Source organism: Stomatobaculum sp. F0698 (assembly GCF_030644385.1).
In the GTDB taxonomy this organism is placed as follows: domain Bacteria; phylum Bacillota; class Clostridia; order Lachnospirales; family Lachnospiraceae; genus Moryella.
Genome location: NZ_CP130060.1, coordinates 550,182 through 563,177, shown reverse-complemented (window position 1 = coordinate 563,177; position 12,996 = coordinate 550,182). Strand labels below are relative to the sequence as shown.

General features: G+C 50.6%; 15 protein-coding genes. 7 read left to right on the top strand and 8 right to left on the bottom strand.

Annotation, left to right across the window (positions count from 1 at the left end):
- Positions 1–220 precede the first annotated feature (220 nt).
- Together QU660_RS02660 and dinB are read right to left on the bottom strand one after the other, a co-directional pair.
- The gene (locus QU660_RS02660; RefSeq protein ID WP_304946798.1) at positions 221–580 is read right to left on the bottom strand and encodes a hypothetical protein; all 360 of its coding nucleotides are present in this window, start codon (positions 578–580) and stop codon (positions 221–223) included.
- Positions 577–1,896, bottom strand: a complete 1,320-nt coding sequence (gene dinB, locus QU660_RS02655; protein WP_304946797.1) for a DNA polymerase IV — start codon at positions 1,894–1,896, stop codon at positions 577–579. The genes QU660_RS02660 and dinB overlap by 4 nt, the downstream gene beginning before the upstream one ends.
- Positions 1,897–2,242: 346 nt before the next feature.
- Between dinB and QU660_RS02650 the strand changes: the two genes are divergently transcribed.
- Together QU660_RS02650 and QU660_RS02645 are read left to right on the top strand one after the other, a co-directional pair.
- Positions 2,243–2,974, top strand: a complete 732-nt coding sequence (locus tag QU660_RS02650) for an XRE family transcriptional regulator (RefSeq protein ID WP_304946796.1) — start codon at positions 2,243–2,245, stop codon at positions 2,972–2,974.
- 21 nt (positions 2,975–2,995) lie between these two features.
- Positions 2,996–3,181 carry a helix-turn-helix transcriptional regulator gene (locus QU660_RS02645; protein WP_304946795.1) on the top strand — a complete coding sequence of 62 codons (186 nt, stop codon included), beginning with the start codon at positions 2,996–2,998 and terminating at the stop codon, positions 3,179–3,181.
- Positions 3,182–3,257: 76 nt separating this feature from the next.
- Here QU660_RS02645 and QU660_RS02640 read toward each other — a convergent pair whose 3' ends face one another.
- Positions 3,258–3,527: a CsbD family protein gene (locus QU660_RS02640; RefSeq protein ID WP_304946794.1), complete on the bottom strand. Its 270-nt coding sequence runs from the start codon at positions 3,525–3,527 to the stop codon at positions 3,258–3,260.
- A gap of 311 nt (positions 3,528–3,838) precedes the next feature.
- Here QU660_RS02640 and QU660_RS02635 point away from each other — a divergent pair, with 311 nt between their 5' ends.
- The 3 genes from QU660_RS02635 (at position 3,839) to QU660_RS02625 (ending at position 6,413) form a co-directional block, all read left to right on the top strand.
- Positions 3,839–4,114, top strand: a complete 276-nt coding sequence (locus tag QU660_RS02635) for a TIGR03905 family TSCPD domain-containing protein (RefSeq protein WP_304946793.1) — start codon at positions 3,839–3,841, stop codon at positions 4,112–4,114.
- A gap of 612 nt (positions 4,115–4,726) precedes the next feature.
- Positions 4,727–5,665, top strand: a complete 939-nt coding sequence (locus QU660_RS02630) for an ABC transporter ATP-binding protein (protein ID WP_304946792.1) — start codon at positions 4,727–4,729, stop codon at positions 5,663–5,665.
- A complete protein-coding gene (locus QU660_RS02625) occupies positions 5,658–6,413 on the top strand; it encodes an ABC transporter permease (RefSeq protein WP_304946791.1) in 756 nt (251 codons plus the stop codon). Before QU660_RS02630 ends, QU660_RS02625 begins: the two co-directional genes overlap by 8 nt.
- A 278-nt stretch (positions 6,414–6,691) precedes the next feature.
- Here QU660_RS02625 and QU660_RS02620 read toward each other — a convergent pair whose 3' ends face one another.
- The gene (locus QU660_RS02620; protein WP_304946790.1) at positions 6,692–7,123 is read right to left on the bottom strand and encodes a hypothetical protein; all 432 of its coding nucleotides are present in this window, start codon (positions 7,121–7,123) and stop codon (positions 6,692–6,694) included.
- A gap of 439 nt (positions 7,124–7,562) precedes the next feature.
- On the opposite strand from QU660_RS02620, the gene QU660_RS02615 reads away from it, so the two are divergent.
- Both QU660_RS02615 and QU660_RS02610 read left to right on the top strand, forming a co-directional pair.
- The gene (locus QU660_RS02615; protein WP_304946789.1) at positions 7,563–8,105 is read left to right on the top strand and encodes a type IV toxin-antitoxin system AbiEi family antitoxin domain-containing protein; all 543 of its coding nucleotides are present in this window, start codon (positions 7,563–7,565) and stop codon (positions 8,103–8,105) included.
- Positions 8,105–8,911, top strand: a complete 807-nt coding sequence (locus QU660_RS02610; protein WP_304946788.1) for a nucleotidyl transferase AbiEii/AbiGii toxin family protein — start codon at positions 8,105–8,107, stop codon at positions 8,909–8,911. The genes QU660_RS02615 and QU660_RS02610 overlap by 1 nt, the downstream gene beginning before the upstream one ends.
- Before the next feature lie 273 nt (positions 8,912–9,184).
- Here the strand turns inward: QU660_RS02610 and lysS are convergent, their stop codons facing one another.
- Genes lysS through QU660_RS02590 form a run of 4 tightly spaced genes read right to left on the bottom strand, consistent with a single transcriptional unit; the run spans position 9,185 to position 12,993 of the window.
- Positions 9,185–11,134 carry a lysine--tRNA ligase gene (lysS, locus tag QU660_RS02605; protein ID WP_304946787.1) on the bottom strand — a complete coding sequence of 650 codons (1,950 nt, stop codon included), beginning with the start codon at positions 11,132–11,134 and terminating at the stop codon, positions 9,185–9,187.
- Positions 11,127–11,621, bottom strand: a complete 495-nt coding sequence (gene greA, locus QU660_RS02600; RefSeq protein ID WP_304946786.1) for a transcription elongation factor GreA — start codon at positions 11,619–11,621, stop codon at positions 11,127–11,129. The genes lysS and greA overlap by 8 nt, the downstream gene beginning before the upstream one ends.
- Before the next feature lie 38 nt (positions 11,622–11,659).
- Entirely contained in the window at positions 11,660–12,658 is a 999-nt protein-coding gene (dusB, locus tag QU660_RS02595; RefSeq protein ID WP_304946785.1) for a tRNA dihydrouridine synthase DusB, read from the bottom strand.
- Positions 12,655–12,993: a DUF6145 family protein gene (locus tag QU660_RS02590; RefSeq protein ID WP_304946784.1), complete on the bottom strand. Its 339-nt coding sequence runs from the start codon at positions 12,991–12,993 to the stop codon at positions 12,655–12,657. Before QU660_RS02590 ends, dusB begins: the two co-directional genes overlap by 4 nt.
- Positions 12,994–12,996: the final 3 nt, after the last annotated feature.

Here is a 12,996-nt window from a genome sequence, read left to right as displayed (position 1 = left end):
AATTCGGCTTTTTTCGACTCGATATGGTTATAACACACTTTGGTCTTACTGGATAGCTTGCGCACGCAGAGTTCTGTTCATCCTTGCCCTTATCCGAGAAACGGCGGCAGCAATACAAGCACAAAACAGGGGCTGCGGATATCCGCATTTTCCCGCGCATTACGGCGGTCTCGGCGCTTCGAGTTCGTGCTTGAAACGCTATTCTGTTTCAGGCTTGCGTTTACGCTTCCCTTATTCCCGTCATCTTCCGCTGCACGAACCAAAACCCGTTTTCTTCATAATAAAGTTCCACTCTCTGCCCCTGTATTCGACAGACATAGCGTATCCCCGCCCCTCCCGCCTTTAAGCTCGCGCAGCGATCCACGCGGAGGATGCGATCTATCTCATAGCTTTTTCCGTTTTCCCAGATTAGCTTGAGCGGCAACATTTTTCCGTCCGCTGAAAAATTTGCAATCACCTCGACATAGGCTTTGTTGGGGCTTATCTGCTCTGTCTCCTGCACATGTTCCGCAAACGGCACCGCAAAGTCTTCCGCCTGCTTCCGCTCCCGATGGTAATCATAGACGCCCACTTCCTTCACCTGCCTCTCGCAATCAATGCGGTCTCACAACCGCTTCGGTTTCCGTGCTCCAGATAGGAGTGCGGATGTATCATGTGATCCTCCGCGCTCGCATTCAGGGAGGAAAGGTACTTGTCCTCATACATGATGCCGCGCTGCACGGCAAAATAGCCGTAACGGCTGCGGATTGCGCTCACCATACGGTCGGCCAACATCTGCCGCTCCCGCTGCCTCTCATCGACAAAGAGGGAGAGCTGGCGCGGTCGATTCTCCGCCTGCAAAGCGCCGACGCTGATGCCGATGCTTCGAATCGGCTTCTCCCAGCGATAGAGTTCCCGGAAAACGGAGAATGCCGCCGCTGCAATCTCCGCGGAAATATTGGTCACCGCCGCGAGTTTTTTCTGTCGATGGACCCCCATGAGCTCTGTATCCCGCACATAGACGGAAACGAGCTGCCCCTCAAAGCCGTTCCTGCGCAGGCGTTCCGAGATGCTCTCCGAGAGCAGATATAAGACCAAGCGCACATCTTCGTTGTTCACCAAATCCCGCGGCGTTGTCGTGCTGTTTCCGACACTTTTAATCGGGGCCTCCACGCCGAGATCGTTCACCGGGGTTTGATCCTCCCCCCGCGCAAACACGGAGAGCATCAGCCCGACTTTGCCAAAGATACGGTGCAAATAGGTCGGATCTGCCGTCGCAAGCTCTCCTATCGTGTGTATCCCGCAGCCTGCCAGCTTTTTGGCTGTCTTTCTTCCGACGTACAAGAGCTCCGAAACCGGGAGCGGGAAAATAAGTTTTCGATAATTATCCCGGTCAAAGACCGTAATCGCGTCCGGCTTCTTATAATCGCTCCCAAGCTTTGCGTAAATCTTATTCCAGGACACACCTATGCTCACCGTAATACCGAGCTCCCGGCGCACTCGCCCGCTGATTTCCGCAGCAATGCGGTAGCCGTTCTCTATGGTCTTTGTCCTGTCACCCAAAATCGCACAGCAGTCGGTCAGGTCAATCCAACACTCATCGAGGCCAAAGCTCTCTACCTTATCCGAGTAGTCCCGGTAAATATTCCTTGCCATGCGGGAAAAGCGGAGGTAGAGATACATTCTCGGCGGAACAAAAATCAAATCCGGACAACATTGCCGCGCCTGCCAGAGCGCCATGCCGGTCTTAACACCCCTACGCTTCGCAATATAGTTGGCCGTGAGCACAATCCCGTGCCGCTTTTCCGCATCCCCGCCGACCGCGAGTGGCTTGCCCGCAAACTCCGGATGGTAGAGCATCTCCACCGCGGCGTAAAAACAATTGCAGTCCACGTGTAAAATGATACGATCCGCCATGCGCTTTCTCCCTTCCGTTTCGATCACGTGACACCCTGACGCGAACAATCTCCTTTTTGTTTCTCGCAGCAGCCTTGCCTTCCTGTTCTGCCCTGCGCACTTCCCGCCGAAAGACATTTCTCCGGGCTCCCCCGCTTTCGGGCAGCAATCTTTGGCTCTCTGTAGCTCCAGTATAACGCCATTTTAAATAGATTAAAACGGTCGTTTTGGCCGTATATTCTACTCTAAATAGATTTTACCTTGTGCTTTGCGCTGTTCGGTGTTACTCTGTAGGCAGAGGAACACGACTCAAAACGCAGCCGCTCCGCTGCGGTCCTGCCCATCGGCAAACGAAAGAGAGGAAAGCATGGAATGCATAGGCGCAATCATCACAGCCTATCGGAAGAAGGCGCATATGTCGCAGCTTGAACTTGCGGCACGGCTTCGGGAAGAAGGCATTGACGTCACCTCGAAAACCATCTCCGCCTGGGAGACCGGCAGAAATGAGATTTCCGCGCGCATTTTCCTGCATCTCTGCCGCATTCTGGAGATTCCCGACTGTCTCGAGGAATACTTCGGGCACAATCCGAACAATCCGCTTGCCCTTTTGAATGCGGCCGGAAAGGAAAAAGCCCTCTCCTACATCGACTTGTTGATTCATCCGCAGAGCTATGTGAAGGAGCCGCGCATCACGCCTTACACGACCGCGTCGAGTCAAAAAGACGGCACCAAAAAACTCCGGCTCTACGACGCGAGAGTTTCCGCCGGAACCGGAGATTTTCTGGATTCGGATTACTACACGACGATAGAAGTGCCCGAACAGGAAGCAAGAGGGGCGGATTTTGCCGTCACCGTAAGCGGCGACAGCATGGAACCCCTCTTTCGAGATCACGACATGGTCTATGTACATAGGCAGGAAACGTTGGAAGACGGAGAAATCGGCATCTTCTCTCTCAACGACATGGCCTACCTCAAGAAGTTCAAGGGCAGTTCGGACGGCACGTTTTTGATTTCGCTGAATCCGAACTATGCACCGATTCCGGTGGATTCGAACCGCGATTCCTTCCGCATCTTCGGAAAGGTCTGTCGGACAAGGTAAGGCGAAATGACCAATAATCTGATGAAAGTACGAAAAGAGGCAGGTATTTCCCGCACCCGTGTGGCCGAGGATCTCTCTGTCGATGTCAAGACGCTGTACCGCTACGAGTACGGCGTGCAATGCCCGAATGTATACACAGCCCTGCGCCTCGCGGCATACTATCAGCGGAGCGTGCAGGAACTGTTTCCGCCGGAGGGCGGTTTTTGAGCTTCGACTCTGAGACAGAAAACGAGACAGAAAAAAGCCCCTTACCGAAATCGGTAAGGGGCTTTTCGTAGCAAACTTATTCTTTGTCCTTGTTCAGAATATTCTTGACGCCGTCAAGCGTTCCTTCCAATGCATCCTTCACATTTCCGGCAACTTCCTTTGCCTTGGCGGATGCCTTCTCCGCCGCCTCTTCCGCTGCCTTCTTGGCATCTTCCGCGACTTCCTTTGCCTTCGCGGTCGCCTGCTCCGCAGCGCCTTCCTTCTCTGCCTTTACATCGCCGGAAATCTTACCGACACCTTCTTTGACAGCACCCTTCAGCTGATCGATCTTATCTTCAAGAGACATAGGAATTCCTACTTTCGTGTTGGCTTCGATTCCGCCTTGAAACCGAAGCACCTGTTCTTCTCAAAAGAGAAGATACTGTCCCCTCTGCCGCTCCCTTTTGCCAAAGAGAAGTCTATTGCAGAGCAGCCGATACCACCCGACAAGCATCGAACACCTCACGCTCTTATTTCTATGGGGCTCAGGCTTGCCTGCATTGTACCCCAGCTCAGTGAAATAAGCAATCGAACACTCTTCTTCTATCCGCTCTATACTTGATATGTTTTTTTTACCATGTACAATAAGAGTATCAAAACATGAGGAGGTTTTCGGAAATGAAACGCTATTCGTATCAAACACGCGGTGTCTGCGCAAAACAAATCAGCTTCGAACTCGAAGACAAGCGGCTGCACAACGTCGTATTCCACGGCGGATGTCCCGGCAATACCTCTGCCATCAGCAGGCTGCTTGAGGGCAGGGATGCGGCCGAGGCAGCCTCACTTCTCCGAGGAAACGATTGCGACGGCCGCGGAACCTCCTGCGCCGATCAGCTGGCAATCGCCGTAGAGGAGGCCTTACAGCAAGCGGGCGTCATTGCTTCTTCGATGTAAGCCGAGCTTACTGTCTCTTATAGCCGGTGATCATCGTCATGACAAAACAGAATACCGTTGCCCATGCGAAAAACTTGTGTGACTTCATATAGCCGGACCTTCCTTTCTTTTTGTGCTTTACAACTGTATGTGTCAATCTTACCTTGAATCGATATGAAATGCCAGTGCCGAAAGGGCACCGGCATTTTTTTGCAATTTCTTTTCAGTAGGCCTGTACCGTTTATGCTTTCATCAATACCCCAAATAGTTGATTGATGTGCTTTTCTGATATATACATGTAACTGCTTTTGCAAGCCGGTTCCGCAGGCTTTCCGACTCTGACATCCCACATAAGAGCCGTATCGTAGTGCCGAGTAAAACATGGCGCTTTTATTAATTGTCGACCAAACGGTTCTCCGTTTATCCTTCTCCTATTAAATTTTACCGTTAGCCTCTGAAAGGCGCAATGTACATTATGATACTGCCACCGCAGAATTATCCGCAAAAAAAGTTTTCACATGCAAATCGTAGAAAAAAAACAACTTTGCGTTATACTTATAGTGGTGTTTTGTAAATATATCTCACATTTAATCGAATCGGATACAATCCTTGGCAAGACAGCGGAGGTCGTGAATGATTTACTGTGTTGATCAACTTACGAAGTCATTTGGGAAGCATACCGCACTCAGAAATCTGTGCGTTGAGATAAGCGAACCCGGAATTTACGGGATTCTGGGGCCGAACGGCGCCGGAAAAAGCACCTTTATCAAGCTGATGTTAAAGATATTAACGCCAAGCTCCGGGAAGATCTACTATAACGGCAAAAACATCGAACACGCCGGAAATGATTATTTTAGGAATATCGGTGCCGTACTTGAAGGAAATCGAAATTTGTATTGGTATATGTCTGCCAAGGAAAATTTGCGTTATTACGGACGCTTAATGGGTCTGGCCGACAACGTCATTCGAAACCGGACAGAGGAATTGCTCTCTGTGATGGATTTACAGGGGCACGAGAACAAAAAAGTGGGCTATTGCTCCAGAGGAATGCAGCAAAAAGTCGCCTTGATGACAGCACTCATTCATTCCCCTAAAATTTTGTTTCTGGATGAGCCCACCTTAGGCTTGGATTTAACAACGAAGTTAAGTGTTATTTCTGAAATCCAAAAGATGTCAGAACAGGGCACGACTGTTTTTTTGACGACACACCAGATTGATGTATTGGAGCGCCTTACAAATAAGCTCATCATCTTAGAAAACGGCGTTGCCACCTATCAGGGTAGCATCGATGCTCTTGTAAATGCGCACAAGGGGCAACAACGTACGGAATACACCTTGCCCTATACGAAAGAAACCGTTGAGACGCTCGCATCTCTTATGCCCTCGGAAGCAATCCGAATCCATGAAGAAAAAAATCAAATTCATTTGAATCTTTCCGAGTCCGAGGAAGCTTTTGCGTACTCTCTTATACAAATGTGTGCAGAGAAGCAGATAAGAATCATAGCTGTCACACCGGAAACGCCGACCTTGGAGGAGGTTCTCATTTCTTTTTGGAGGAATCATCATGGCTAAGATAAGGCGTTGCTTTAGCGCTGAGTTGCGAAAATACTATTTGGAAGCGAAATGCTATTATCCGGATCACATCGTCAACTTATTCGTGCTGTTTATCATGTTCGTCGGCTTCTTCAAACTATTTTCAAACTCTGCTGAACGCCCCAACTCTGCATATTACATAGGCTTCGTGTATTGGTTTTACGCCAACGGCATCATCGGCGAATCTTCCATGGCGATTTCATCCGAGAAGCAGAGCGGAACGTTTGAACAGTTGCTGATAAAGCCCACCGGTCTCTCCGGCATTTTATTTTGCAGAGCCGTCTGCTGGTTGCTGTTTCAGTCCGTCGAAATCATTTTGGTCATGTCGGCAATTCATGTATTGTTTTCTATCCCCATGGCTTTCTCATGGATGGTTCTCCCCATATTTGCGATTACTATGCTGGGGCTCGTCGGAATATCCTATTTTCTTTCGGCCTTGACACTGATTTTTACCAAAACCGCTTCGTTCATATCCATTGCAAGCTATTTACTCTTGTTCTTTTCGGGAGTGGTGGATGGAAGCAACATTCAAGGCTTTGCCTACTATGTTCTGCCGCTTTCACAAGGCATTCATATTTCACGCAGCATCCTCGAAGGGAACATGGTTTCCGTTTTTGATGTCGGGCTACTCGTACTTAATTCGCTCGCCTATCTTTTCGCCGGTCTATCGGCATTTCACTTTGTGATGAGACACGGCAGAAAAAAGGGTATCAGTATGGAGTACTAAAAACCGAGAGCTATGCCATTGCAGCGAACACTGCCCGGCATAGCTCTCGTTCTGTTTTTGGACCTGAATTGCGCTCCTCACAAATCAATTTCCGGCTTAGGCGACCTTGCAATTTCAACAACAAGGTTCCCCTTAATAATCAGCGTAGTTCCGGACTCACATTGTACATGCAGACACTGCCGGTACTGATAGTCATGTTTATTTCCGACGTGCTCCATGTAAAGTCACTTAAAATAATCCACTCGCCTGTCTTTTCACCGATCTATCCGAAAGGCAGACTACAAAACTATTTCCCGAAATCTTCTGTCATTTCTCGCTCTTATCACCCGAACAATTTGCTCATATAGCAATTCCGTGGGCCACCGATGTGCAAGGTCATGAATAACATTCATGCGTAAGCGAATCATCGGTATATGAGAGTCTGATATACCGGTAAACATCCTCCACGACTCGTCCAGATAGCCAACTTCGTCATGCATATCTTCGCGATCCCGATACGGCTCAAACAATTCGGCTCTAAGAAACGGGAGTAAGGACTGCATTTCTGTCTCATCTAAAACAAGTCCGATGCTGTTCTTCAGTTCCTGCTTTTCACCAAAGGCCTGATAGGATAGTTCTCTTTGCGGCACATTCAATAAAATTCGTGCGCTGACTCGGCCGTAGAACTGACCCATATCAACTTGTACTTTAGAAAAAATAGCTGTGGTCATAATCAGATTCCCTTCGGGAAGAGAGCTCCATATATATGGTAGCACAAACCGATTCACACATAAATATTGACTTTAGCGGTAATTTAAAAACCAATATTAACTCGAATGGAATTTGTATATTAAACCCAATCAGAAATCAAGGTCCCGGGCAGAGCAGCAGTTCCTGCTGCTCTGGGGTAAGTTTATTAGGAACCGGCTTTGCTTCTTAGCGCCTCCAAGGCACTAAAATCCGAGCCTGTGAGGTTCTATTCAACAAAAGCAGCCTCCCACGAACTGTGAAAGGCCGATATGTTTTAGTAATCATATACACAGTATTGTAGTCGTGTGTATATTTGATTTAATTATATCTTGTTTTTCCAAAGATCGATGCTATAATTAGAGCAATGATACACACAGAATTGTATCTGTGTGAACGATTACTTTATCCGGAGGTGGTTCCATGCTTTTGACCTATCAGGAATGCCTGAAGAAATACGGAAGCGATTATCAAATAAAAAAGGAAATCGGAAGCGGCGCTCTATTCATGAAGGAAAAGGGGATCTATTCCACCAAGCGGAATGCTTCCGAAATAGATGTGATCATGCGGAAATACCCGAAAGCGGTATATACCGGGAAAAGTGCTTTTTACTACCATTCCCTTACCGATGTAATCCCGGATCATTATTACCTTGCGACCAGACGAACGGATACAAGGATAAAGGATCCCCGCGTCATTCAATCTTTCCTGACAGACGAAATATTTGATGCCGGCATCACAGAGATACAATACAACAATTCCAACATCCGTATATATGACAGGGAGCGTATGTTGATCGAGCTTATGAGATTTAGGTCCAGGATACCGCTGGACTATTATAAGGAGATCATCAATAATTACCGCAAGATTTCCTTCGAGCTGGATTTCGGAATCGTTGAGGAATATGCCGCCATGTTCAAAAGCAGCGCAAAACTGATGAATATGATACAGATGGAGGTGCTCTGATGAACCTGTATGAAGAAATAGAAAAGATCAAGGCGTTCGGCTACAATGAGCAGAACGCCCAGTCAAAGCTCGAACAGGACATCGTGCTAAAGGCCATAGCTGACAGCGGTATGGCGCAGAGTGCCACGATAAAGGGCGGCGTTGTCATGAGGAGCATTTCCGGCAATGCGCGGCGTGCTACTCAGGATCTCGACCTGGATTTCATCCGATATTCCATATCCGATGATTCGATTCGCAGATTTGTGGATAAACTCAACTGCATCGACAGTCTGACCATAAAGCTTAACGGAAATATCATTGAACTCAATCATCATGACTACAAGGGAAAACGCATCTTCATTTCCGTCACCGATACAGAGGGAACCGCCATATCCCTGAAAATGGATCTGGGCGTACATAAGGATCTTTCCATAGAGCAGGATGAATATGCTTTTGACGTAGGCTTCCAGGAAGATGCTGTAAGCCTTCTCATAAACTCTCCGGCACAGATGATCACGGAAAAACTCAAATCCATGGCAAGGTTCGGAGTCCACAATACAAGATACAAGGACGTCTACGATATCTGCTATCTGAGCGAACGTGTAGACATGGAGCAGCTGAAAGACTGCATTCAAAAATACATTTTTGACGATCCAACACTAAGGAATGTATCAGATATAAAGGCGATCATCACCAGAATAGAGCGGATGTTTACAGATTCAGGCTATCTGCGGGAGCTTCACAAATCCGATAAGAACTGGCTTGATATTTCTGATGATGCGGCTCTGGAAAGAGATCTTGTCTTTTTAAAGAGCATTACCTTTTAGCATCTAACTATAAGTGTTGGACTTCGGCAATTTGTTCACTGTTCAACACACTTAACGACAATGCGGAGACGGCACATTAACCGTCTCCGCATTTATTGCACTACAGTAGCCATCACAGCCCATAAGTTCAGATATAGTAATCACAAACTTCATTTTTTCAATAGCTACTGGCAATTCTTGTCGTTCTCGATAATCCAGTTAAAAGAGAGGTACGCTTCCTCAGATTGCTCTGAATCGGCATACCTCTCTCGGTATGTTTTAGTTTTCCATTTTTTAGTACAGCTTCGCCCCCGCCGGGATGTGGTTATCCACCATGAGAAGATGAAGCTCTTCCTCCCCGTTGCGCTCGTTGACCACAGAGAGCAACATGCCGCAGGACTCGATGTCCATCATGGGGCGCGGCGGCAGGTTCGTGATTGCAATCAGCGTCTTTCCGATCAGCTCTTCCGGCTCGTAGTAGGCGTGGATGCCGCTTAAAATCGTGCGGTCCGTGCCCGTTCCGTCGTCTAAGGTAAACTGCAGGAGCTTCTTCGACTTCGGCACTGCCTTGCAGTCCTTTACCTTGACCGCGCGGAAATCGCTCTTCGAGAAGGTCTCGAAATCCACCTGATCTTCGAACAGGGGCTCAATCTTAACCCCGCTGAAATCGATCTTCTCGTTCGGGGTAAAGAAGCCGCTTGCCTCTTCCGCCTTGCCTTCGCTCTCGCCATGTGCTTCTTTGTTCTCGGCCTTCATGGTCTTCATGGTCGGGAACAGCAGTACATCGCGGATGGCCGGGCTGTCGGTGAGGAGCATCACCAGACGGTCAATGCCGTAGCCGATACCGCCGGTCGGCGGCATACCGACATTCAGCGCGTTCAGGAAGTCCTCGTCCGTGTGGTTCGCCTCTTCATCGCCCGCCGCGGCCAGTGCGTCCTGCGCCTTGAAGCGCTCGCGCTGGTCAATCGGGTCGTTCAGCTCGGAGTAGGCGTTGCACATTTCTCTGCCGTAGATAAAGAGCTCGAAGCGCTCCACATAGTCCGGGTTGTTCGGCTTCTTCTTCGTGAGCGGCGAAATCTCGATCGGATGGTCGGTCACGAAGGTCGGCTGAATCATATGCTCCTCGCAGAAGGTCTCGAAGAAGAGGTTCAGAATATCGCCTCTCTTGTGTCTCTCTTCGAATGCGACGCCCTTCTCCTTCGCGACAGCTCTCGCCTCTTCGAGGGTCTCGATTGTCGCGAAATCGACGCCGCTGTACTCCTTGACCGCCTCGGTCATCGTGATGCGGCGGAAGGGCTTCTCGAGGTCAATCTCGGTGCCGCTGTACATAATCTTCGCGCTGCCGTTTACCTCACGCGCCACGTGGCGGAACATGTCCTCGGTGAGGTTCATCATGCCCTCGTAGTCCGTGTACGCCTGATAGAGCTCCATCAGCGTGAACTCGGGGTTGTGGCGGGCATCCAAGCCCTCGTTCCGGAACACGCGGCCTATCTCGTAGACGCGCTCCAGACCGCCGACAATGAGACGCTTTAAGTAGAGCTCCAGGGAGATGCGGAGCTTCACATCTTCGCTCAGCGCGTTGTAGTGGGTCTCAAAGGGACGAGCTGCCGCGCCGCCCGCATTTGATACGAGCATCGGGGTCTCGACTTCCATGAAGCCTCTGTCATCCAGATATCTCCGAATCGAGGAGATAATCTTGGAGCGCTTCACGAAGGTCTCGCGCACCTCTGGGTTCATGACGAGATCAATGTAGCGCTGACGGTAGCGCTGATCGGTGTCGGTGAGGCCGTGGAACTTCTCCGGGAGCGGCTGCATGCTCTTTGTGAGCAGGGTAAGCTCTTCCGCGTGAATCGAAATCTCACCTGTCTTGGTCTCAAAGACCTTGCCGCGGACACCGATGATATCGCCGATGTCGTACTTCTTAAAGAAGGCATATGCCTCTTCACCGACCGCATCGCGCGCCACATAAATCTGAATGTCGCCGCTCAAATCGCGAACCGCACAAAAAGACGCCTTGCCCATGACGCGCTTACTCATCATGCGGCCGGCGACCGAGACTTCCGTGTCCTGAAGCTCCGCAAAGCGCGCCTTGATTTCCGCGGCGTGATGGCTCTGCTCGTAGGTCGTAAGCTCAAACGGATCCTTGCCCGCTGCTTTTAACTCGTCCAGCTTGTCAAGGCGCACCTGCATTAAGCGGTGCACATCCTGCTCAAGCGTCTCTCCGCCCTTCTTTACTTCACTCATCACTGTTCTCCTTCGTGATGCTGATAATCTTATAGGAGAGGTTCCCTGCGGGAAGCTCTACCGTGACCACCTCGCCCGCTTCCTTGCCGAGCAGCTTTGCGCCGACCGGAGACTCGTTGGAAATCTTGCCGGAGAGGGAATCCGCCTCCTGCGAGCCCACAATCTTGAACTCAAGTTCCTCATCCTCCTCGATGTCGAGCACCTTCACAAGGCTGCCGATGCCCACGCGGTCAATCGGGGTCTCCTCCGAGACATAAACCTCTGCGTGCTTTAAGAGCTCCTCGAGCTCACCGATTCTCGCCTCAATGTCGCGCTGCTCGTCCTTCGCCGCATCGTACTCTGCGTTCTCCGAGAGGTCGCCCTGCTCTCTTGCCTCTTTGATTTTATCAGCAATCTCCTTGCGCTTATTGACCCGCAAGTCCTGCAGCTCTTCCTCATAGCGCTTCAAACCCTCTTGGGTCAAAACATTCTTTTTAATCTCCGCCATGGCGAACCTCCTTGGTTTCTTGATAAACAGTCATACTATTATAGAGAAGTACTTTCCGCTGTGTCAAGGTGATTCGCCGCCTGAAAGGCACTCTCCAGAATTTTGAGGAGTACTTCCTGACACTCCGCTGTGTTGATTGCATGTCTCCACTTTGCCGCATTCGGAAAGCCGTGCAGATACCAGGCAAAGTGGCTTCTCAGTTTTCGCACCGCCATGCGCTCGCCGTCCGCTTCTACCTCCAGGGCGAGGTGACGCCGCATGAGATCAAAGCGCTCCGCAACGCTCGGCGCCGCGACGTTTTCGCCCCGCTCGAGATAGCCCCGTATCTCGCGGAAAATCCAGGGATTTCCCTCCGCGGCGCGCCCCACCGCGATTCCGTCGCAGCCGGTCTCCCGCAGCATGCGCGCGGCGCTCTCGCCGCTCACAATGTCACCGTTTCCGATGACCGGAATCGAGACCGCCTCTTTGACCTGCCGTATGATGTCCCAGTCCGCGGTTCCCGCGTAGTACTGTTCTCTCGTCCGGCCGTGCACGGTGAGCATGGCCGCACCGGCCGCCTCTAAGCGCTTTGCGAGTTCCGGTGCGTTCTTCTCTTCCTCAGTAAAGCCGGCGCGCATTTTCACGCACACCGGCTTTTTGCTTTTTTTTGCCATTGCGGCAATGATTTCCGCCGCGAGTTCCGGCTTCGTCATAAGCTTCGAGCCGTCGCCGTTATTGACAATCTTCGGCATCGGGCAGCCCATGTTAAAGTCGATCAGGGCAAATTCGGGGCGCTCCGAGAGTGCCTCCGCCGCCTCCGCGCAGATTTCCGGCTCAGAGCCGAACAGCTGCACCGCAAGCGGCGCATCGGCCTCACAGCTCTTTAAGAGTTCCTCGGTCGCCTTATTTTTATAGTGCAGGGCCTTCGCGCTTACCATCTCGGTGACCGCGAGCTCCGCGCCCTGCTCGCGGCAGAGCAGGCGAAACGGGAGGTCGCTGACGCCTGCCATCGGCGCAAGCATGAGCCCATTCCGCAGTACAAGTTCTCCGACTCTCAAATTTCCTCCCCCAGAAAGACAACGCGGTAGTATAGCTCCAGTTCTTCCAGGAGCTCCTGATGGTCAAAGCGCGCTCTTCCTATCTTCATGCCGCTCGCAATCTCATCAAAGAGATAGTCGCTGTCCTCGGCGCTCGCCTTAAACAGGAGATTGCCCTCCGCATCGAATTCGAGGGTAAGCACGCCGCCCGCTTCCTCCGTAATGCTCACGCAGAGAATTTGCAGCTCGCGTTTGATGCTCTCGGGGAGCTTCTGGAACGCGGGATTCAGATAAAACTTCTGCACATAGGAATTTGCCCCGCAGAGCACGGTGTTTTCCGCTGTATGTTCCGCCATATG

Coding starts and splice junctions, on each gene's coding strand:
- lysS (WP_304946787.1), bottom strand. CDS start 11,134: ATGAGTGAAGTAAAGAAGGGCGGAGAGACGCTTGAGCAGGATGTGCAC.
- QU660_RS02635 (WP_304946793.1), top strand. CDS start 3,839: ATGAAACGCTATTCGTATCAAACACGCGGTGTCTGCGCAAAACAAATC.
- QU660_RS02620 (WP_304946790.1), bottom strand. CDS start 7,123: ATGACCACAGCTATTTTTTCTAAAGTACAAGTTGATATGGGTCAGTTC.
- QU660_RS02640 (WP_304946794.1), bottom strand. CDS start 3,527: ATGTCTCTTGAAGATAAGATCGATCAGCTGAAGGGTGCTGTCAAAGAA.
- QU660_RS02610 (WP_304946788.1), top strand. CDS start 8,105: ATGAACCTGTATGAAGAAATAGAAAAGATCAAGGCGTTCGGCTACAAT.
- QU660_RS02615 (WP_304946789.1), top strand. CDS start 7,563: ATGCTTTTGACCTATCAGGAATGCCTGAAGAAATACGGAAGCGATTAT.
- greA (WP_304946786.1), bottom strand. CDS start 11,621: ATGGCGGAGATTAAAAAGAATGTTTTGACCCAAGAGGGTTTGAAGCGC.
- QU660_RS02645 (WP_304946795.1), top strand. CDS start 2,996: ATGAAAGTACGAAAAGAGGCAGGTATTTCCCGCACCCGTGTGGCCGAG.
- QU660_RS02590 (WP_304946784.1), bottom strand. CDS start 12,993: ATGGCGGAACATACAGCGGAAAACACCGTGCTCTGCGGGGCAAATTCC.
- QU660_RS02630 (WP_304946792.1), top strand. CDS start 4,727: ATGATTTACTGTGTTGATCAACTTACGAAGTCATTTGGGAAGCATACC.
- QU660_RS02625 (WP_304946791.1), top strand. CDS start 5,658: ATGGCTAAGATAAGGCGTTGCTTTAGCGCTGAGTTGCGAAAATACTAT.
- QU660_RS02650 (WP_304946796.1), top strand. CDS start 2,243: ATGGAATGCATAGGCGCAATCATCACAGCCTATCGGAAGAAGGCGCAT.
- dinB (WP_304946797.1), bottom strand. CDS start 1,896: ATGGCGGATCGTATCATTTTACACGTGGACTGCAATTGTTTTTACGCC.